Here is a 20,868-nt window from a genome sequence, read left to right as displayed (position 1 = left end):
TGAGTAGTGGGGCGTTTACTTTATTCTCTTAAATCCATAAGCAATTGCGCTTGTTTGGGTACTTTTTTCATAACCCAACTGATTATTAAAACAGCTCCTGCTGTCACGGCTATGACACTCATCAGTTTAGTCAAGCTAAGTCCCAGTGGGATGTTTAACCACTGACTAATGCCGTAACACGCTGTAAGGCTTATCGTTGTTAAGACAACTGTTCCCAATGTTAGGATACTATTTTCCCAGTCGATTAACCTAGACAGTAAGGCTCTGTTAAATCCTAAAGCAGCTAGAATACTCAATGTTTTTTTCCGTGTTGTTTGAAGTTTTATCATCATAACACTGACTAAAAATAAGCAAACGAGCAACACTAAGCCTGTTATCACTAAAAATAGTGATTTTAACTTAGCAAAAGATGCTAACATTGCCGTTACTTCCTCGACTGCCATCTCTGGCTTTAACTTTTTAGCTGTTAAGTCCTTGTACACCTTAGGTAAACTATCAAACTCTGTTACATCAAACGTGACAGAGTACCATTTTTCATTTTTTAGTGAGTCATAGTAAGCCTGTTCACGGTCAGAACTCAGGTAAATATCATCATATCCTGCGTTATAGATACCACTAACTTGATACGATTTTGTCTGTTTATTTACAGTTAGCTTCACTGTTTCACCAATTAATTCGTTAATTTTAGGCGCAAACTGTTTGGCTAAGGTGCCACTAAGAGCCACTTCATTTTTCCCTTTTTTAGGCATTCTCCCATATGAAAAGCTTTCATTTGATTTTGCCATAGGGTATTTTTCGGCAAGTTTTACTGTTTTACCTTGAGACTCTAATGTTAAGTTTTTCAAGATATACTGCTTGTATACCGTATCCAATCGTGGGTCTTTTTTTAACTCGCTGATAACCTTATCTGTTGCCCCGTTTTTCTTATTAAGATAACCGTTTGCTAGGGCTTCGTTCTTATCTTTAAACTCAGCGATAGAATTATCTACCACACCTCCTGCTGACAAAGCAAGCATAATACAGGTACTGGCAATCGCGAAACATAAGGCGAGTAATAGATAGTGCCCTAGACCGACTTTCACTTCTTTTGCAGCCAGTTTAGCTGTCGGTACTTTGGGATAAGGGGTTAGGCCAAAGGAACGCTTGTGATGCTGAACGGTTTTATCCATAGCCCTTGCCACAATGAGTTTGTTCTCTTGAATAGTTAAGACCTCATCTGCGTACTCACAAACTTCTGGATCGTGGGTAATTAAAATAACTAATCTCGTCTTCGCTATTTCTTGAAGTACTGTCATAATTCCAGTCATCGTCTCATGATCTAGTGCACCTGTCGGCTCATCCGCAATAATCACCTCTGGTTCATTTAATAAAGCTCTGGCGATTGCGACACGTTGCTTTTGACCACCTGACAATGCTTCTACTTTAGATGACGCTTTATCGCTCAAGCCCACTTCTTCAAGTAAAGCTAGAGCTTTTAATTCTGCAGATTGCGTTTGTTCCTTCAAGGCACCTGGATACACCACATTTTCCAAAGCAGTATACCCTTCTAATAAGTGATACTCTTGAAAAATAAAACCAATATAGTCTTTGCGGTATTGGGTTAAGGCCTTATCACTCAACTCATGCAGGGATTGTCCAGCTAACTGAATATCCCCCACATAGTCACGGTCTAGTCCTGCAATAAGAGAAAGGAGGGTACTTTTACCACTCCCTGATTCTCCCATCACACAAAGTAAACCCGAGGTTGGTGCCGTGTAATTAACATCTTCTAGGACTACTTTTTCATCATATTTTTTTGTTACATTTTTTAACTGATACATTAGTTTTTCCCTACCTTAAATGCTCTCATTACCGTTGTTGTTCTTAAAATAACTTCTCTTACAATACCACCTAATAGTCCTAATACCGTCACAACTAATAACGTTTGGTTTACTGGCTGTTGGACAGGTTCTTCTACTCCCATTACGCTTCCCATAATGTTAGTCAGTATAGGTGCTAGTATGATTAATAACACTCCTGCCAGAACTATCTCTAGCACTGTCTCAACAGTATTTAGAAGGGTAAGATTTACTTTATCGTAACCATTTAATTTATAAATCGCATACTCTTTACGACGTAACAAGCTACTAATCAAGTAAATAGCGACTATCATTACCGTTACCACTATAAGCATAATCCCTTGAACGTTTGATTTTTGCTCATCTGTTTCTTCTGACAGATTAACTACATCTTCCACAACCTCAAAATTGCCTAATGGTACAATGCCTTCGCTCGTCATTTCATCTCTAAGCTCAATCAAAGTTTGAGGGGTTGTCGCACGCAAGATAAAATTAGATTCACTGACTTTTTTATCCGATACACTTAGTAATTTAGTTAAAGCTGATTCACTAAAGAAGAAAGAATCTTCTATTTCATAAGTAAAAATATCAGGCCCCGTTCCCGTTACGATTGTTGTCCCAATCACACCAACAATTTTAGCTTTTGCTTGAGTGGGTTTAAAGATAGGTTCATCACCTTTCCATGTCGTCACGGTTGCGGAAAAATCAATTTCTTTTCCTAAAGCTTCTTCATTAGACAGACCCAGTTTTTCAACAAAACTTACGGGTACGACTACTTCATTCTCTTTACCATTTGCCATTCGGCCGGCTAACACTTTATTAATCACAGGGGCATTTCCAGAACTTTGAACGGTATGTTCTTCCCCATCTACTTTGATTTTAATATCATTAAAGGCCACACTATAGGCGACAAATTGAACACGCTCATCTTCTTTGTAACGCTTATATAAACTGCTAACATCTTGATTAACATCTGCTGAAGGGCCTTGATCATCATCACCATCAGTTCCAGCGGCACTCATAAAACTACCTACTAAACTCATGTCTAATACAGTATCACCATATGTCTCCAAGACGTTATCTAATCCACCTTCTTTTGATTCTTCTACTGTGCCACTTGTCGCACCTAAAAGAAGAGTTGTACCCAGAATTAACGCTAAGATTGCCGTTAAAAATCGCCCTTTATGAGTCATTACCATTGTTTTTAAAAGTGTTGCTACTTTTCTAAAGGCTAACACTCTATTTTTCTCTAATTTCAAGGCTGGATTAACAGCAGTCTCGTCAAGATTTCGAGTCTCTTTTACCCGTCCTTTGGCTAATTCTACCACTTGGTCCGTCTCTAGTAACTGAGTTTTATCATGAGTTACAATAATCACATTTCTCGTTTTCGCTAAGTCTCTAAAAATTGCCATAACGTCTGCAACTGTTTCTTTATCAAGAGCACTAGTCGGCTCATCGGCTAACAGATAATCTGGATCTTTCATTAATTCTCTAGCAATCGCGACACGTTGACGTTGTCCACCTGATAAATCACGAACTTTCGTACCACTATACACGGATAGCTTTAACTGATTCATTATTTTTTCTGCATTAGGTACTTTCCTTTTGGCTAAATGAGTGGGCATCATCATGTTTTCGTACACGGTCATCTCATTAAAAAGTTTATAATCTTGCCAAATGAACCCTACTTTTTGATTTAAAAGATAACTTTTTTCTTTGCCTTTCAACTCAGATAAAACCTGCCCGCCTAGTTTGATTTCACCTTCATAGGCTCCATCAATCCCTGAGAGTAAGCGTAATAAAGTAGACTTTCCACTTCCTGATGGTCCTGTTAAAAAAGTTAGACCTTCACCTAATGTAAGTGTAATCTCATCCAGTATGCGATCCCCTTCGATTGTTTTTGTTAGATTTTTTAATTGAATCATATTCTTCCTCCTCTTCCTACTTTGCAACTGTAACAAAAGAGGTGTTAAATTTATGTAAAGAAAAAAGGAAACGATTAGCTCGCTTCCTTTTTGTTTGGTAGTGTTAGACTAAATGCTGCTCCTCTACCCTCTTCTTGATTATCTTCTACAGTAATAGTGCCTTGATGGGCCTCTATAATTTTCTTCACAATAGCTAATCCCAAACCGACGCCACCGACTTTACGGTCTCTTGCATCATCTACACGAAATAACGACTGAAAAACGTCGTCCTGATATTCTTTCGGAATACCAATACCTGTATCCGCAATTACAAATTGGGAAGAGTCCTGTGTTTCAGTTCCTGTTATTGTTAAACTGCCACCTTGTACATTATATTTCAACCCATTTTCAATCACATTATAAAATGCACGGTACAGTAATTCTAAGTCACCCGTTAATTCCTGTTCGCCTAACTCAACTGTTACACTTATCTCTTTTTCTTGAATACTTTCCGAAAAGTCTGGCAAAATGCTATTGATTAAATCCTCTGCTAAAATCGTACTTTGCTCTTCTAACTGGTACTCATGCGTCAATTGCAGCAATTTCTCCACCATCTCAATCAAACGTCCTACTTGTAGACTTAATTCATCTATAAAACGAGTACTTTCCTGATCTAACTCTGGATTCTTACGTTTAATGACCTCTAATTTTGTATTAAGAACCGTTAAAGGTGTGCGAAGTTCATGGGCTACATTAGCTGAAAACTGCTGTTGAAAATCAAAGGACTCTTTCAACTTGCGTGTCATCTTATTAAAAGAAACCGTTAATTCAGCTATCTCATCATGTGTAGGGGGAACTTCTAATTCATCTGCTAGTGTATCTACTGAACTATTTTTAATCTTAGTATTTAAGTCTACTAGACTTCCCATAGCACGCCCTGAAAGGTAATACGCTAATAAGCCACCTACGATAATAATCCCCACCATATAACCAAAACTACTTAGATAATACCGCTTTAAAATATTCTCTTGTTTGACTTTCACTTCAGCCGGATCCGGCAGTGCTGGTGCTTCACTCATAGGCAGTGCTGGAAAGCTCTCTTCAACTGCATCATCTGCGCCATTAATTTTGACAGCTGGGATAGTCGTTGAGGCAATCTGATGTGACATTCTTTTAGCAGATAATGTTGTAAACACCGTCAACCCTAGACAACAAATCAATAACACGCTCATGGTTACGACCATCAACTTCACTCGAATTGGCTGATTTTTAACCATTTCCATCACCTGCTCTAGCCTCTAAGACGTAACCTACCCCGACTTTTGTCACGATAATGTCATAGCCTAGCTGTTCCTTTAACTTCTTACGAAGAGAGGCTATATGCACACGAATCGAGTGACTAAACGGATTAGCACCACTGTCCCATACATGAGAAATTAGCTCTTCTTGACTGATGACTTTAGTTGAATTCGTCATTAAATAACGTAAAATAGAAAATTCTTTTTTTGTTAATTTCAAGATAGTTCCTGAAATCGTCACCTCGTTCTTAGCGGTACTCAATACCACTTTATCAAAGCAAAGTTCTTCTGGTTCTTGGATAAACTGACGACGCAACAAATTACGGATGCGGGCCTCGAGTTCATTAAAATCAAAAGGCTTTGTTAAATAATCATTAGCGCCAACATCCAGCCCCTTAATCTTATCCTCTACCTGTGAACGGGCACTTAACATTAGAATCTTTGTCTCTAAGTCTGACTGACGAATCCGCTCTAATACTGAAAAACCGTTTCGTTTCGGTAAATTAATGTCTAAGATAATTAGATCGTACCCTTCTGTTTCATAAAGAAACAACGCTTGATCACCATCTTCAGCTTCATCTACTGCATAGCCAGATAGTCTCAAGCCTTCTGCTAAGGTTGCACGTAAATCTGTCTCGTCTTCTACTATTAGTACTTTCATAGGTCACATCGCTTTCTATCTTGAACTTTGTCTTACATCTCTCTGATTAAAACACAAGCTTCAGTCTTATTGCAAGCGTTAATCGGATACTAAACTTGGAACTTTATAGATTAAAAAACACCCAATTATCGTCACTAACACGATAAAAACAAGCCTTCCGTTATTTTTCAAACGACTCGCTTGATCGCTGCTATTTTTTGTTTCCCCTATTTCCTTTTTCGTTAAACTGTATAGCGGAACAAGATTTAATACCACTGCTAAACTAATTAAAAGACTGACTTCTTCCGAAAGTTCTCCCCACCATTTTTGTCCAAGTAAGATGATTACCAAGACAATTATTGTTAAAAATGGGAAAAGTGATAGTTTTTTTAATACTGTTCGCTTTGTTTGCTCTGTACTCGCCTCAACTGCCTTTGGTTCTTCTAACAATAAGTTATCTAAAGATAACTCGTATAAAGTTGCCAAGCGAACTAAACTCTCGATATCAGGATAGGTTTTACCTGTCTCCCAATTTGAAACAGATTTCTGAGAGACATATATCTTTTCTGCTACCTGTTCTTGTGTTAAAGATAACTCTTGACGTTTTGCTTTTAATAATTTATTTATTTCGATGATAGTCACCCCTTTGATTAATAGAATTACTCCCATTAATTTTCTCACGTTACCGCCAAAAGTCCATAGAAAGAGATTACTAAACCTATCTGATCAAGGTTGTCTTAATAATTCTTTAAGTCTATACTACTTGGTAACAGATACTCTGAACACGAAAGGAAAATTAACGATGACAATCGAAACTATCACGACTCTCTTGCTCATCCTCTTACTTATTTCTGGCATCCTCACCTTAATTGCTTTCCTTACAACACTAACAGGGGCATTATTTTTTAGTCGTACACCTGATCAATTTAAACGAGACCTTAATGACCCGCGCTATGATACTGAGAAAAGAATAGGTCTTCATTTTTATCGGTTTATCTTTACCTACATCACCCCTTTATTTATAGCCGTTCTCATCCTTATTATTTTTTCTATTTATTCATATAAAAAAGCCCTCATACATAGGTTAGTCTATACAGACGTCTACATATGAGGACTTTTATTTATAATTAATTTGAAACTTTTTTGCTCTGACGATATTTATTAAGTGCAATCGTTACAATAAACGATAATGCTACCACACCAGCAAAGACACTCGCTGGAATTTCAAAATCGATCATTGGAATAGATAAGAATAATTTGATTCCGATAAAGAAGATTAAGAAGTAAGCCATACCTTCAAGTTCTGGTATTCTATCCATCCAACGGGCAATCACTTGAGCGATACCACGCATACATAGGATACCAATAAAGCCACCTAATAAAATAACAACAGGATTATCTGCTACAGCAAGTGATGCTAATACGGCATCTACTGAAAAGGCAATATCCATTAACTCGATAGATAACACGGTTTTCCAAAAACTCTTAGTACTTGCATTTTCATTAATTTGAATTTCTTTTGTTGGTTTGAAAAAGTGAGCATAAGCTAAATAGATTAAATATAACGCACCAGCTACTTTTATTTGCCATAGATTAATTAAATATGTTCCTAATCCAATGGCGATAAAGCGGAATAAGTAAGCCCCCCACAAACCATAAGATAACGCCTTACGACGATCTGATTCACTATCTAAAGTTTTCGTTTGAGCCGCTAATACAACTGCATTATCAACTGATAACAAACACTCCATAACAATCAGCGATAACAATAACATCCAAGAACTTGACGAGCTAAAAAAATTAATCCAGTTCGTTTTATCAAAAAACGGTTGATACAATTCGACTAATACATTCACACCATACGCCTCTTTCACTTCAATTTTAAATTTTAAAATCACAAAGAATAGTATCTCATATTTTCTGTAAACTTTCATTAATTTAATCTCATAATCTTGTTTATTTCTCAAATCTCAGGATTATGATAAACTACAAGTAACAATTCAACTTATGGAGGGATACTCTGTGACACCACATCCGATAATCAAGAAACTAAATTTGACGAAATATCCTAGTAAACTAATTCTTAAACAGCCTAAAGGCTACACTTTAGATTTAGAATTAACCAACTGTGATTGTGATGTTTTAGAAGCTTCTTATGATTTAATTATAGCTTTCGCTTTAACGATGGATGACATGAAAGAATTGGTTACACAGGTCAATTATTTACAACTTTTAAAAGAAAATGGCTACTTCTTTATTGCTTATCCCAAAAAAGGAAATAAAATGTACAATACCTATGTCCATCGAGATGAAATTTTACCTAGCTTAGAGGTAGATGAAGAGGGATATGTCCCCAATAGTCTCCTTAAATTTTCTAGAATGGTTAGCCTTGATGACACTTTTACAATAGTCGGACTTAAATACAGCACCAAACAACAGCTAAAATTACCTACTAAGAGCCAAATCGCTTCCGACTATGATCACTTAGTTCCAGATGTTATAAATTTACTTAATACTCACCCAGATGAACGGCTATTCTTTGAAGCCTTGACTCCTGGTTATCAACGCAGTTGGGCGCGTTTTATTTTTAGCGCTAAACAACAAGTGACTCAAACCAAACGAACAGATACCATGATTACTTGCCTAAAAGCAGGATTTAAAAGTCATGACCTTTATAGACAATCTTTAAAATAAAAAACAGCTTAGAAGTTGGGGCTTCTAGGCTGTTTTTTATTTTATTAATTAATTTGCTGATAGAACATTATATGTTTGTTTTCTTGAGACAGCGGCGCGTAATACTTTGTCACCTTCGAACATATCTGGTGTCATCTCTAAACGTTGGATTTGACCATCTTCAAATGTTCTTACTGTTAAAACAAGATTATTAGGGTCCAAACTGTAAGCTGATGTGTATTCTGTGTAATGAACCGCATCTTCCCCTTTAATCATTTCACCCGGTGTACGAACAATACCATACGGTAAATCAAATTGATTTAATAAATTGTAGACACGGTGCAACCCTTCTTCAGAATCTTTAGGTTGAACCATTAAGTTTCTTAAAACACCGGCACGAGCAAAGCGAGACTGAGGTGTGAAATCACCTGGTAAACCAAAGACGCCACTTCCTTTACCTGCTGACATCGCCATAGTTGTTCCAATTTCACGAGGTTCATTTTTATAGTAATCAAGACCTACATAATTTTGTAAGTTTTTTAAATGCCAGTCCATATGCGGTGTATTAGTAAATACCATAGCTGTATTTTCAGTAATAGTAAAACCATCATAATTATCAGGTTCTACTGCGATTGAGGCACCTGTATTATCATAGAAGACGTAATGTTGCGGTTGTGCGACACCCAAAACATTTTTTACGTTTGCAGCTTGAACGTCGTTGTTAATGTTAGTTTTAATATCTTCTACTGAGCTATAGTTAGCCAATACATAAGTGACAATCTCTTCTCCACGCATTGGTGTTTTACCTGCAGCCTTGATATCTTCAACTTCAGCATATTTGTTATAGCCATTACCAAAGTAGAATGACCCACCTGCTAAACCTTTTTCATTAACACCATCCATAATCATTTCTGTTTCTTCAGATTGATCAACTAAAGCAGCCATCTCTGGGTTAAATGCTTTTAATTGTTCAGCTAGATTCATATCTTTCATTTTACCATCCATAACAATTGCGACAGTCGCATACTTAAATGTCACTGGCGTTAACAACTGACTAGTTGAAACATATCCTCTTGGAATGATTGCCCCTTGAACTGGTAGTGGCATCGCATATTCTTGCGTTCTACCAAATACTGTATTGCCATCTTTTGTAATAAATCCTACACCTGTACACATATAAAATTCCTCCTTGTTACTCTAATTAGACCTTGTTATTAACGAGAGTTATTCGTACACTCTTCTTATTTATTTTACCACTTAACATTTGTTTTGTGTTGACTTTCTTAAATATAATCCATTATTTAAAAAACTTAATAATCTATTCTATAAATTTAATCCCAGTACACATCAACTTTCTTAACAATTTCTTTGAATTCTGGTAACTGGAGTAATTCCTCTTCGTGCTCTGTCAGAATAAAACCTTGCCACTTCATCATTCCTCTATCTTCGTAGTCTTCTTCAACTTGTACTATCACGCTGATGCCCTCCTAACAATTGACTTCGTTTAATATAAGTGCCCGATTCCTGTAAACTACTAGCAAGAAATAGTGCCGTCTTGCCATAATGACTTTTCACTTGATCAACAACTTTGTCCAACTGGCTCGCTTTAACTTGTCGTTCCGGTTCGTCAAATAAACTGAGCTGCTGATACGGTTGATTGACTAATTTTCCAAAACTTAAACCAATCGTCCGAACTGCTCTGTTCTCTCTATGCTCTCTAAATAGATGGAGCAAGGTTTCACTAAGTATTCTAGTCTGATCCGTTGGGCTAATCGTTAACTGTTTCGACCAACTTTTGGACTGTTCCGTCCTAGAGTAGCTAATCGAAAGAGACACACAACTGGTCTGCTTACCTGTCTGTCGTAAGCGTTCAGACAACACAATCGTCATTTCTCGTATAATCAACTCTACCTCTTCACGTTTTGTATAATCACGTTCTAATACTTGACTTGTCCCTATCGACTTGGAACTTGGTGGAATAATGTGCTTCTGAGCTATCACACTTCTATCTATACCGTGAGTATGGTAATAGAGTTGGCTTCCGATCACACCCAAACGCTTTTTTAGAAGTGTCACATCGGCTTGTGATAAATCATAAACAGAATAAATCCCGAGTGTATTTAACCGTTTTGCTGTCCGACTTCCAATACCCCACATATCTGTTAATTTAGGAATTTTCCAAATGGTTTCTGAGACAGACTCGTATGACCAATAAGCAATATGCGACACGGTATCCTTTGCTTCATTATCTAAAGCAAGTTTAGCCAGCAGCGGATTATCACCTATCCCAACAGCAACAGCAAGGCGAAGCTCATCCCAAATCTGACGTTGAATTTTTTGTGCCACTTCGTAAACAGATGTTCCAAATAGATGGTAACTTGCTGTTATATCAACAAACGACTCATCTATAGAATAAGTATGAATGTCTTCTTTAGCAGCGTATTGCTGAAAAATTTGATTAATCAATCCATTAACCCTCACATAAAGCCCCATTCTCGGTGGCACAATCAACATCTGGTGTTTACGTGGGAATTCATACTTTCTCGACCCTGTTTTCAATCCATATTTTTCTTTTACTTTTGGACTAGCCGCTAATACCAATCCACCATTTTGGTTCCCTCGGCTCATGACCACTACCTCACTTTGAAGAGGATGTAACCCATGTTTAACCGATTCGACTGATGCAAAAAAGGATTTAACATCAATACAAAGAACTGCTCGTCTAGTCTCATTAGCATAGTCCATAAAAATAGTCACTGTATCACCTTCTTATTTCTTACACCTCTATAATACAAACGTACGTTCGTTTTGTAAAGGGGAACAGTCATTATTTTAGACTTTAGAAACAAATGTATGAAAATTATCAGTTAGTTTGTGACATTTTTAGAAAAGATTGCTATAATGTGCCTATAACGGTTACTGTTAATGTTAATCGGTTCGTTTTTATACAACATTTACGCCATTATAATAAAGAGAGGGTCGATTTATTATGAGTATTTCAAAAAAAATAGAAGAATTACGGACAGAAGCTAATATGACACAAGAAGAGTTAGCGAATAAGTTAAATATTTCACCACAAGCGGTTTCAAATTGGGAACGTGGCGAAAACTTACCTGATATTCAAAACCTAAAGCTGTTATCTAAACACTTCAACGTCTCAGTAGATGAACTAATCAAATCTGATGAGCACTTAGAGTCTGATTTAAAAATAAAAAAACAAAAGAAAACACAGAACTTAATTTCATTTACAGCTATGTTGGTATCAGGCATTATCTTACTCGCCTTCAGCCTATTCATGTACTTGAAGAACGATACCGTTTCATGGTTCACGTTAATCGTTGGCCTATTCCTAGTCATCGATGGTAGTTTCTTAGTTAAAAAATATTTCTATCAAGAATAAAATAAAAAGAGCAGACATTAGCGTCTGCTCTTTTTATATCTTATTATTTAATCGTTTGATAAAACTATAAGTCAATACTTCATAGCCTAAGAATAGCACTATCAGTACCACCGTTACCCAAAATGGTGCGTTAGTAAAAGGTAAAATTAAAACCAAGCCCACAAGCGCACAATCCAAATAAAATCCTGCCCTAGCTCGTGCTGTTGTTCTAATTTCCGTATTTCTGGGATCTTCTACTTCGATTTGATACGACTCCCTTTTTTCTTCTGTATTAAATAATTTATGATACTTAATTAACTGAGCAACCGACGCCCCCATTAAACCAGCGCCTAACCCCATAATATAACCACTCATTGTACTTTCTTTTACTACTAAACTCCCTAAAATACAACCTATTCCTATGCCTAACATCACATAGCTCCATATTTTTTTATTACTTACTTGCATCATCAATTTCCTCCTCATAAATAAAAATATCCTCTACCGCTAAATCAAATCGCCTAGCAATTCGCATCGCCAAAATAATCGATGGATTATACTTTCCGCTTTCTAGTGAACTTATTGTCTGCCTTGAGACACGTAGTTCTTTAGCTAAAGTTTCTTGACTTAGGTTCGCTTGCTTTCTTATCTCACTTAAACAATTCTTCATCTCTTAACCTTCTTCCGTATGACAAGTTAACTTTACATCCCTAGTATAAAATAGTCAGCTATTTATGTCAAGCACACTTTACATTGTTATAAAAAAAAGAACAGCGATTACTCGCCGTCCTTTTATAAATCTTTATTGAAACAAATCACACGATTTACTTCGCCAAATCCTAATTTCAAATGCATCATATAACTTTCTGTATTAGTTAGTTCACAGTCGCTAGCAAACTCACTACACCCTTTAACTTTCGCCCAACTCTCACAAGCTGAAATCAAACGTTTGGCTAAGCCTTCACGTCTTGACTCTTCACGAACATATATCCCCTCTAAATAGCCTACAGGTGATGAACGGGTACCTTCTACATAATCAAAACGTAATTGTACTTGCGCAAACCCTAGTGTTCTGCTTAGTTTATCTTTCTCTATAAAAAGAGCAGCATTAGAATCTTGCAGTAACTGTTCTAACTCTTTTTCAAGTGCTATCTTATCTGAACTCGGCCACAATAATTGTGCAAGCTCCAAACACTCAGATAAGTCTTCTAAAGTTGCCTGAAATACCATCTAATCGTCTCTTTTCTTTTAAATTGAATTAATTAGTTGTTTCTTCTTTAATCGTTTCTTTTGAACTTGTATTTAACACTTCTTCTGAAATATTTTTCTCTGTTGGTTCGACTAAATCAGGTTGTAAATTACTTGTTTTAGCAATTTCTTCTATTTTAGCCATGTGTGATGTAACATCTCTGTCTTCTAATACATCTTCAACTTCCGCTTCCTCTAACTCATCATAGGTATCAAAATGACGATCGTGATTAATAGCATAATAGAATAATCCAATTAAAATAGCTAATGGAATTAAGCGAATTAAAATCATACTTTCTTGGATAGCAATTGCTTTAAGTCCCATTTCAAGTGTCCCTACTCTGATATAGTGAGCCACCATAATCACAAAATTAGCTAATATAAATAATCCAGAGACAATCATACTTTCTTTAATGATACTTTGATAATGTTTGCCTTTAATCAATAAGGCTACCGTAATAAAAATGACAAAAATTAAGAAATGTTGTATCACACCATCCACTAAATTTTGCAACAACGAGTTCCAAAATAATTTGAACGGCCCAACACCTTCAGTCTCGTTAAAAGTTGTCATACTATCATAAATGCCCGTTCCAATTGACCACACTGATAAACCTAAAAAATAAGCAAGTATCGATTTTAATAGTGATTTTATCATTTTTTCCCTCCTATAACATCTTATCCTCTTATATCCTAAAGGAAATAAGACAGATTGTCAAAAAACAAAAAACTGATGGCATACGCCATCAGTTAATGCTTAAATCCTTGGGCTTCTTCTATAATAAGTCTATCTTGCTTGACTAGACGTTCACGAAGTAATTGATACGATTGATTGCCTTCCTCACAGGAACGCTTCACTCTAGAAATAATGGCGGTACTCGCATGAGTCTCTGCTTCAATTTCTTGATACGTTTTACCATCTAGTAACATCTGCGCTACGTTAAAACGCATTAAGAAAATTTTCATTTCTTTCAGTGTCATTAAATCATCAAAAAAATCATAACATTCATCAACATTCTCAAGTGACATCACGGCTTTAAAAAACGTTTCAATATCTTGTTCTTTTAATTGATCAATACGCATAATAGTCCTCCTTAGATAATTAAACCACTTTTTCTTTTTTATAAAAAGCGCCTAGTACAAGTGTTAATAGTGGTAAAACATAACAGAAAATGGCATATGGGACATAGGATAATGTCGGAACACCTAGGGCGCCTGCAATGAACACACCACTTACTCCCCATGGTATAAGCGGATTCACAACTGTCCCTGCATCAGATAGAGTACGTGATAGTAACGTCGGCTCTAATCCTAACATCTCATAACGCTGACGGTATGCTTTGCCAGGTAAGATGATTGACAGATATTGCTCACCTATTAATAAATTGACTCCTATTGCGGTTAAGGCAGTTAAAACAATTAATTTATTTGGTTTAGATAACACATCATTGATACGGTCTAATATTGTATCAATAACAGACATCTTGATAAGTAAGCCCCCCAATGTTAAGGCCAAAATAATCAAGGATACAGAGCCCATCATACTTTGGATTCCACCTCTTGACAAGAGTGGATCAATCATTTTATCACCTGTTTTAGCAACAAATCCCTCTTGCAACCACGTGCCAAAATCTTGTATTGTCACGGCTGAACCTTGATATATTTTTATTAAAACGATTGATAAAAGAATATTTAATAACAGTGTTGGTATAGCTGGTATCTTCTTCCATGCACAAACTAATAACACCAATACCGGTAGTAACACAACTGGTGAAATCGTAAAGTTTGTTTTCAAAACCGCTACCATCTGATCAATCTCATTAGTGTCCACCGCATTGGTATGGTTTCTTCCTAAAATAAAGAAGAATAGTAGCGATACAACAAATGCAGGAATAACTGTTTTAAGAACAGCTTTAATATGTTCAAATAAATCAACCTCTGCTGTTGCAGCTGCTAAATTGGCGGTATCAGACAATGGTGAAATAACATTACCAAGTAAAGCACCTGATACAATCGCACCTGCAGTTACAGCTAGATCAAACCCCATCATTTTACCCATGCCTACAAATGCAATACCGACAGTTGTAACTGTTGTAAATGAACTTCCTACTGCTGCACCAACAATCCCACAAATGACAAAAACTGCCACTAAGAAAAAATTTGGTGATAAAAAAGAGAAACCATAGACCATAATAGTAGGAATCGTTCCCGATGCTATCCAGACACTGATAATTGCCCCGATTAATATAAAGAGAACGATTGGGATTAGTCCTGGTGTAATACCTGAAATAATGCCCTCATGCATGTCATCCCAACTCATGCCCTTATACATCATAAAACTAATTAAAAGAAAAATAGCTGCTAAAATTGCAATATGCGCCGACAAATGAAAGAAAATAATACCTGAACCAATAGTTATTAAAATCAGAAGTAACATGACAACTGATTCTTTAAAAGACACGTTGTTATCCATACAATCCCTCTTTTCAGATCCATTAAATAAAATCGGAAAAAGATGTATAACTCAAACGCTATACACCTTTTCCGTCTAAAATCAGAAGTTTTTATTTTTCGTTATAGATGGCTTCTAATTTTTCTTGAATTGCTTTTTTAATTTTAGCTGAATATTCAGCAAATACTTTTTCATCATGAGCGTATGGAGACATACAAGCAGCACGTAAGATTGTTACTTTTTGCTCTTTATCCCACTCAGCACGACTGAAGCCTAATCCTTCAACAAATGGGAATGGGCTATCGCCATAATCTGGCACAGCGAAATCAGTATGTGATGTGATAAATTCGTTATGGTAAGTGCCACCTTTAGCGTATGACGCATATTGGTAGAACTCTTCATTTAAGTCATTCATCACTTTAAGGTCTGTATTCCCTTTTTCGTTGAACACATAGTCAACCATGTTAAAGTCTGGACGAGTTAAAGCATTCATTACGATTGTTTTATCGCCAACTTGGAATTCTAAACCATCGATGAAGTTGTAGAAACGGAAAGCTCCTTCAATACTTGCTCCGATTAATTTACCAAATCCTTTAACGTTAAGTGGTAAGATTTTGTGTGCTGTCCAAACAGCTGCCGCAGTAGCCCCTGCTTTAGACCCTTCAAGAATGTAAGCACCTAGTAATGCTGGAATATCAGCACCTTTTTTAAAGACATATGTTGCGAAGTAAGAAATCACGTCGCGCATACGAACGTCTTTGATAACAACGCCACCAGCTGAATAAGGAACATAACCCATTTTATGAGGGTCAATCGTTACTGATTCACATGATTCGATTGCTTTAAATGACGCATGAACTTCAGGAGTTAACCAGTGGTTTTCACCTTGGAAGACACCATTTTCTTCATAAGCTGCTTGGATTTCATCGTAAGGGATGAAGTTGCTGTTTTCATCTAAGAAGATTGAACGAGCATATCCACCGTAAGCAGCATCAACATGGATGTAGAAATAAATGCCTTCAGCAGCTAATTTTTCTCTTAGTGCTACGATTTTATCAACGCGGTCAATTTGACCTTCTTCAGTTGAGCCGACAACTGCTACTACACCTAGAACTGGTGTTTCTTCAGCTGCTAATTCACGAATTAGTTTTTCTAAAGCATCAACGTCCATACGGTATTCATTATCAACATCACACGCAATAACTTGGTCTAACCCAACACCGATGATGTCTGCTGATTTTAACCATGAGTAATGTTTTGTTTGAGGAACAATCCATTTACCTAATTTTTCTAAGTTTTTACCACTACGAGCTGAACGTTCTTTGATTTCATCCATGTGGTCTTGATTTTCATCTAATACATCTAGGATTTCTTCTGTAGACATGTTTAGTAATTCCCATTCAGTTTTACCTTCTACAGCTGCTGGAACAACTTCTTTAATCGCAAGTGGTAATGATTTGAAGTTACGAGCATACCAGATTCCTTCTAAGTTAGCGATTGAACCATCACATGCGATGTGTCCCCAACCTTTATCGCCATAACCCATTAAAGCTGATAAGTCTTGTCCTACTTCTTCTTCCATTTTTGATGTTGCTGGAGAAGATTCGTACGCTACGTTATTACCGTTCCATAACATGGCTGTATTGTAAGCAATGATTGAAGGCATTAGTGTTTCCGAGTTCATATGACCCCAGAAGCGACCTGCTGTGTGCCATGGTAATGAATCTGTACGTAAGCGAGAACTCAAAACATTAAATACGCTGTTCATGTTATCTACGGTCGCTTGGAATGATTCTTCACGACGGTCTTGAGGTGTAATCACTGGTAAATCTTGTGGCATGTAGTTTTGTCTCCAGCCTACATGCTCATCGATCATACGGTTCATAATATTTTTATAGATATCAACGTTTTCACCTTTATCACCTAAGAATAACGCTTTTAAATTTGTTTCTGATGGATCAATGATTTCTTCTGAAATAATTTTTTCTGACATGTTAACTCTCTCCTTAATAGTAGTTTATCGTTTTATTATTTTTTCCACTCTGGTTTTTTATAGTTGTAAATTAACAAGGCAATACCAACCATCACAACTGTTGCAATAACTTGGTAAGCAAGATAACCTAGCTGATTGTCTACCCCTTCAGGAGCAATTAGGCTAACGGCTATTGTTAAGATTACACTAATAATAGAAATACTTGCAACAAAATTCATCAAACCATTTCCTTTACTACCTAGACGGAATGGGCGCTCAATCTCTGGTAATGTCTTACGAAGTTTCATAGCTGAAATAGCGATTAACAAGTAAACCAAGCAATATAAAATTGTTGTAGTAATCGTAATAACTAAGAACGCTGCGCCTACATCTTCAATAAATAAGAACGCAGTTGATACTAATGAAATAACAGTAGCTTGAACTAATACGATATTAATTGGAATACCATTTCCATTACGTTTTTGGAAGAATGGAGGTAAGTTACCTTCTTCTGCTACTTTGATCATTGATTTACTTGGTCCAAGTACCCAAGCACTTAATTGAACGAGAACCCCAATTAAAATCATTAATGAAATAATATTATTAAAAATAGCTGGGATACCCAAATCTGTCGTCATTGCTACGAATGGCTGTGTAATATCTGAATTGTTAATTTGACCTGCATCGATTGAATTGGCAACACCAAGACCAGCGATTAAGTTAAAGACAACTAATACTAATACCGATGCAATAACAGCGATTGGATAATTACGTTTTGGGTTATCAATATTGTTCGCATGTACTGAAGAAATTTCAACACCTGCAAAGATAAAAATAACACCTGTTAAGATTGGTAATGTTTTTAAATTAGTTAAATCTGGGAATAATTTTCCTACTGTAAAATCAGCTAAGTAACCATTTGGGTTAATACCATTTTTAGCAAAGTAAGCGATACTCAATCCAACTAAGGCGATAAAAGGAATATAGACACCGATGATTGCTCCCCAGTTACCTGCAATTTTTACCATATCATATTTTAAGTTAAGTAATGTAATAACCCAATATGATAACACGATAGTAAAGAAGATAAAGATATTATTACTACCTAATTCCGGTTTATTAATAACATATCCGAATAGGACACCTACTGTTGAAGCTACCATAACCATACCGAAAAACATTTGTACCCATAGTAACCAAGATGTCACAAAGCCCCATTTTTCTCCTAGTGCTTTGTTTACCCATACTTGTGGGCCACCTTCTTCAGGCCAAGCTGTTGATAGTTCAGCAGACATTAAAGCGATTGGTAAAGCAAACATAAGTGCTGCAATTAACATGTATACAATTTGTGTCCAACCAGATGATGCCAATGTCGGAACACTACGAACGGTACCAAAGAATGCCATTGTAATACCGATCAAACCAAAAAGTGATAATTTTTTTCCTTGTGACATATGTTGTTCCTCCTTATTAAAAAAAGATCGCACATTTTGTTTTTAGGCCTAAAAATCTAATGCAACTTTTTCACAAGTGAAGTATATCGCCGAAAAAATACTTTGTCAAAGCGATTTTTTTAGTTTTATTAAAATTTGATTAGCAAACCATTTCGCCAATTCTACGCTTGCATTCTTTAATGCGTTAAAGCTTTAATCCGTTCTATAAGCACTGATACAATAAACATTGTATTATCAACCCTCTATTTTTTTGCAACTACTTTTTTTTTGATTAATCCGACCACTTTTGTTTACCCTACCTTTATTTTCTCATTAAATTATAATAAAGAAAATTTGTGTTTGACATTTAAAATTAGATGGACTAGACTTGGTTTACATTCAAAAATAACTTGATTGAGCGAAGTAATTACCTGTCACTGTTTATAGAGAGCCAAAGGTCGCTGGAATTTGGCACATACACCGTAATGAATTACACTCACATAAAAAATCAAGCGTGCTACCTACGTTACAGGTCTAATAAGTGGTATGGTTAAATTATTAATCATACAATCTGGGTGGTACCACGGAATCTGTTTATTTCGTCCCTGCAAGTTTCTAGAACTTGCAGGGACTTTTTTGTATGTATTAAAACTAAAAGGAGAGAAAAAGAATGAATATTATTGATGAATTAACATGGCGCGACGCGATTAACCAACAAACGGATGCTGACGGACTATACGACTTAGTATCTAACGAAAAAATTTCATTATACTGTGGTGTGGATCCTACTGGAGATAGTATGCACATTGGACACTTAATCCCGTTCATGATGATGAAACGTTTCCAATCATTTGGACATCATCCATACATCTTAATTGGCGGAGCAACTGGTACAATCGGCGACCCGAGTGGCCGTACATCAGAACGTCAATTGCAAACATTAGAACAAGTTCAACATAACGTTGATGCTTTAACTGCTCAAATGAAGAGTTTGTTCGATTTTGAGTCTAACCAAGATTTAACAATGGTTAACAACTACGATTGGACTCATGAGTTAACATTATTAGATTTCTTACGTGACTACGGTAAAAACTTTAACATTAATACAATGTTAGCTAAAGATATCGTATCAAGTCGTTTAGAAGTTGGAATTTCATTTACTGAATTCACATACCAAATTCTACAATCTATGGATTACTTACACCTATTCCGCGAACATAACGTTCAATTACAAATTGGTGGCGCGGATCAATGGGGTAATATTACAGCAGGTCTTGATCTTATCCGTAAAAAAGAAGGTGCTGAAGCTAAAGCATTCGGCTTAACTATCCCTCTTATGTTAAAAGCAGACGGAACTAAATTTGGTAAAACTGCTGGTGGCGCTGTTTGGTTAGATGCTGAGAAAACATCTCCATTCGAATTCTTCCAATTCTGGTTAAACCAAGATGACCGCGATGTTGTTAAATACCTTAAATTCTTCACTTTCTTAACAAAAGAAGAAATTGAAGCTTTAGCTGAAAAAGTAGAAACAGAACCTCACAAACGTGAAGCTCAAAAAACATTAGCTGCTGAAATGACTCGTTTCGTTCACGGTCAAGAAGCTTTAGATGAAGCATTGGAAATCTCTGCTGCCCTATTCTCTGGCGATGTGTCTAACTTAACTGCTAGCCAAATCGAACAAGGCTTCAAAAACATGCCTTCAGCTGACATGCCTATCGGCGAAAGCTTACTAGTAGATTGGTTAATCGAAGCAGGTATCGAACCTTCAAAACGTCAAGCACGTGAAGATATTAAAAATGGTGCGATCACGTTAAACGGTGAAAAAGTCACTGATTTAGAGTTCACATTAACACCTGCTCACTCATTTGATGAGCGTTTCGTTCTTGTCCGTAAAGGTAAAAAGAACTACACATTAGTAACATTAACTAAATAAAAAGTAAAAGCTATCCATCATTTATGATGGATAGCTTTTACTTTTTATTCAAATGCTCGATGATCAACATACTCATCATTTGATAATTTATATTCTAC

Annotated in this window: 20 protein-coding genes and 1 other annotated feature; of the genes, 3 read left to right on the top strand and 17 right to left on the bottom strand. The window is 36.3% G+C overall.

Translation table 11 applies throughout. The features are described from left to right. Window positions 1–20: 20 nt before the first annotated feature. The 6 genes from OL233_RS06210 to OL233_RS06185 form a co-directional block, all read right to left on the bottom strand. The gene (locus tag OL233_RS06210; RefSeq protein ID WP_275471476.1) at window positions 21–1,820 is read right to left on the bottom strand and encodes an ABC transporter ATP-binding protein/permease; all 1,800 of its coding nucleotides are present in this window, start codon (window positions 1,818–1,820) and stop codon (window positions 21–23) included. Further along, on the bottom strand, window positions 1,820–3,763 hold the full coding sequence (locus OL233_RS06205) for an ABC transporter ATP-binding protein/permease (protein WP_275471475.1): 1,944 nt from the start codon (window positions 3,761–3,763) through the stop codon (window positions 1,820–1,822). The genes OL233_RS06210 and OL233_RS06205 overlap by 1 nt, the downstream gene beginning before the upstream one ends. Window positions 3,764–3,837: 74 nt before the next feature. Further along, window positions 3,838–5,025, bottom strand: coding sequence for a sensor histidine kinase (locus OL233_RS06200; RefSeq protein WP_275471474.1), 1,188 nt, complete (start codon window positions 5,023–5,025; stop codon window positions 3,838–3,840). Next, the gene (locus OL233_RS06195) at window positions 5,012–5,701 is read right to left on the bottom strand and encodes a response regulator transcription factor (protein ID WP_275471473.1); all 690 of its coding nucleotides are present in this window, start codon (window positions 5,699–5,701) and stop codon (window positions 5,012–5,014) included. The genes OL233_RS06200 and OL233_RS06195 overlap by 14 nt, the downstream gene beginning before the upstream one ends. 78 nt (window positions 5,702–5,779) lie before the next feature. After that, window positions 5,780–6,349, bottom strand: coding sequence for a helix-turn-helix domain-containing protein (locus OL233_RS06190; protein WP_275471472.1), 570 nt, complete (start codon window positions 6,347–6,349; stop codon window positions 5,780–5,782). A 458-nt stretch (window positions 6,350–6,807) separates the two neighbouring features. After that, window positions 6,808–7,536, bottom strand: coding sequence for a TerC family protein (locus OL233_RS06185; RefSeq protein WP_275471651.1), 729 nt, complete (start codon window positions 7,534–7,536; stop codon window positions 6,808–6,810). A 166-nt stretch (window positions 7,537–7,702) separates the two neighbouring features. On the opposite strand from OL233_RS06185, the gene OL233_RS11420 reads away from it, so the two are divergent. Beyond that, on the top strand, window positions 7,703–8,374 hold the full coding sequence (locus OL233_RS11420; protein WP_275471471.1) for a YdeI/OmpD-associated family protein: 672 nt from the start codon (window positions 7,703–7,705) through the stop codon (window positions 8,372–8,374). Between the two features lie 48 nt (window positions 8,375–8,422). On the opposite strand, the gene OL233_RS06175 is transcribed toward OL233_RS11420, so the two are convergent. From OL233_RS06175 to OL233_RS06165, 3 genes are all read right to left on the bottom strand, one after another. After that, on the bottom strand, window positions 8,423–9,529 hold the full coding sequence (locus tag OL233_RS06175; protein WP_275471470.1) for a linear amide C-N hydrolase: 1,107 nt from the start codon (window positions 9,527–9,529) through the stop codon (window positions 8,423–8,425). Between the two features lie 155 nt (window positions 9,530–9,684). Continuing rightward, window positions 9,685–9,828, bottom strand: a complete 144-nt coding sequence (locus OL233_RS06170; RefSeq protein ID WP_275471469.1) for a hypothetical protein — start codon at window positions 9,826–9,828, stop codon at window positions 9,685–9,687. Then, a complete protein-coding gene (locus OL233_RS06165) occupies window positions 9,812–11,110 on the bottom strand; it encodes a Y-family DNA polymerase (RefSeq protein WP_275471468.1) in 1,299 nt (432 codons plus the stop codon). Before OL233_RS06165 ends, OL233_RS06170 begins: the two co-directional genes overlap by 17 nt. Before the next feature lie 232 nt (window positions 11,111–11,342). Between OL233_RS06165 and OL233_RS06160 the strand changes: the two genes are divergently transcribed. Then, window positions 11,343–11,753, top strand: a complete 411-nt coding sequence (locus OL233_RS06160; RefSeq protein WP_275471467.1) for a helix-turn-helix domain-containing protein — start codon at window positions 11,343–11,345, stop codon at window positions 11,751–11,753. A 33-nt stretch (window positions 11,754–11,786) separates the two neighbouring features. Here OL233_RS06160 and OL233_RS06155 read toward each other — a convergent pair whose 3' ends face one another. The 8 genes from OL233_RS06155 to tyrP all read right to left on the bottom strand — a co-directional run bounded on the left by OL233_RS06155 (window position 11,787) and on the right by tyrP (window position 18,858). Beyond that, window positions 11,787–12,203 (bottom strand): hypothetical protein, encoded by a 417-nt coding sequence (locus OL233_RS06155; protein ID WP_275471466.1) that lies wholly within the window; start codon window positions 12,201–12,203, stop codon window positions 11,787–11,789. Then, a complete protein-coding gene (locus tag OL233_RS06150; protein ID WP_275471465.1) occupies window positions 12,187–12,402 on the bottom strand; it encodes a helix-turn-helix transcriptional regulator in 216 nt (71 codons plus the stop codon). Before OL233_RS06150 ends, OL233_RS06155 begins: the two co-directional genes overlap by 17 nt. Before the next feature lie 122 nt (window positions 12,403–12,524). Beyond that, window positions 12,525–12,962: an aminoglycoside 6'-N-acetyltransferase gene (gene aac(6') / locus OL233_RS06145; RefSeq protein ID WP_275471464.1), complete on the bottom strand. Its 438-nt coding sequence runs from the start codon at window positions 12,960–12,962 to the stop codon at window positions 12,525–12,527. Between the two features lie 28 nt (window positions 12,963–12,990). Beyond that, window positions 12,991–13,638, bottom strand: coding sequence for a hypothetical protein (locus tag OL233_RS06140; RefSeq protein ID WP_275471463.1), 648 nt, complete (start codon window positions 13,636–13,638; stop codon window positions 12,991–12,993). A 92-nt stretch (window positions 13,639–13,730) separates the two neighbouring features. After that, the gene (locus OL233_RS06135; protein ID WP_275471462.1) at window positions 13,731–14,063 is read right to left on the bottom strand and encodes a YerC/YecD family TrpR-related protein; all 333 of its coding nucleotides are present in this window, start codon (window positions 14,061–14,063) and stop codon (window positions 13,731–13,733) included. A 19-nt stretch (window positions 14,064–14,082) separates the two neighbouring features. Then, window positions 14,083–15,453 carry a Na+/H+ antiporter NhaC gene (nhaC, locus tag OL233_RS06130; protein ID WP_275471461.1) on the bottom strand — a complete coding sequence of 457 codons (1,371 nt, stop codon included), beginning with the start codon at window positions 15,451–15,453 and terminating at the stop codon, window positions 14,083–14,085. A 91-nt stretch (window positions 15,454–15,544) separates the two neighbouring features. Next, window positions 15,545–17,425 carry a tyrosine decarboxylase gene (gene tdc, locus OL233_RS06125; protein WP_126829977.1) on the bottom strand — a complete coding sequence of 627 codons (1,881 nt, stop codon included), beginning with the start codon at window positions 17,423–17,425 and terminating at the stop codon, window positions 15,545–15,547. A 35-nt stretch (window positions 17,426–17,460) separates the two neighbouring features. Then, a complete protein-coding gene (tyrP, locus tag OL233_RS06120; RefSeq protein WP_275471460.1) occupies window positions 17,461–18,858 on the bottom strand; it encodes a tyrosine-tyramine antiporter in 1,398 nt (465 codons plus the stop codon). A gap of 380 nt (window positions 18,859–19,238) precedes the next feature. After that, window positions 19,239–19,447: a binding site (T-box leader), on the top strand. A gap of 60 nt (window positions 19,448–19,507) precedes the next feature. Here tyrP and tyrS point away from each other — a divergent pair. Beyond that, window positions 19,508–20,770 carry a tyrosine--tRNA ligase gene (tyrS, locus tag OL233_RS06115; RefSeq protein ID WP_275471459.1) on the top strand — a complete coding sequence of 421 codons (1,263 nt, stop codon included), beginning with the start codon at window positions 19,508–19,510 and terminating at the stop codon, window positions 20,768–20,770. Window positions 20,771–20,868: the final 98 nt, after the last annotated feature.

This window comes from Vagococcus proximus, from assembly GCF_029143285.1.
GTDB lineage: Bacteria > Bacillota > Bacilli > Lactobacillales > Vagococcaceae > Vagococcus_D > Vagococcus_D proximus.
Note: the sequence above shows the minus strand (reverse complement) of the source record. Positions and strands in the feature narration are given on the sequence as shown.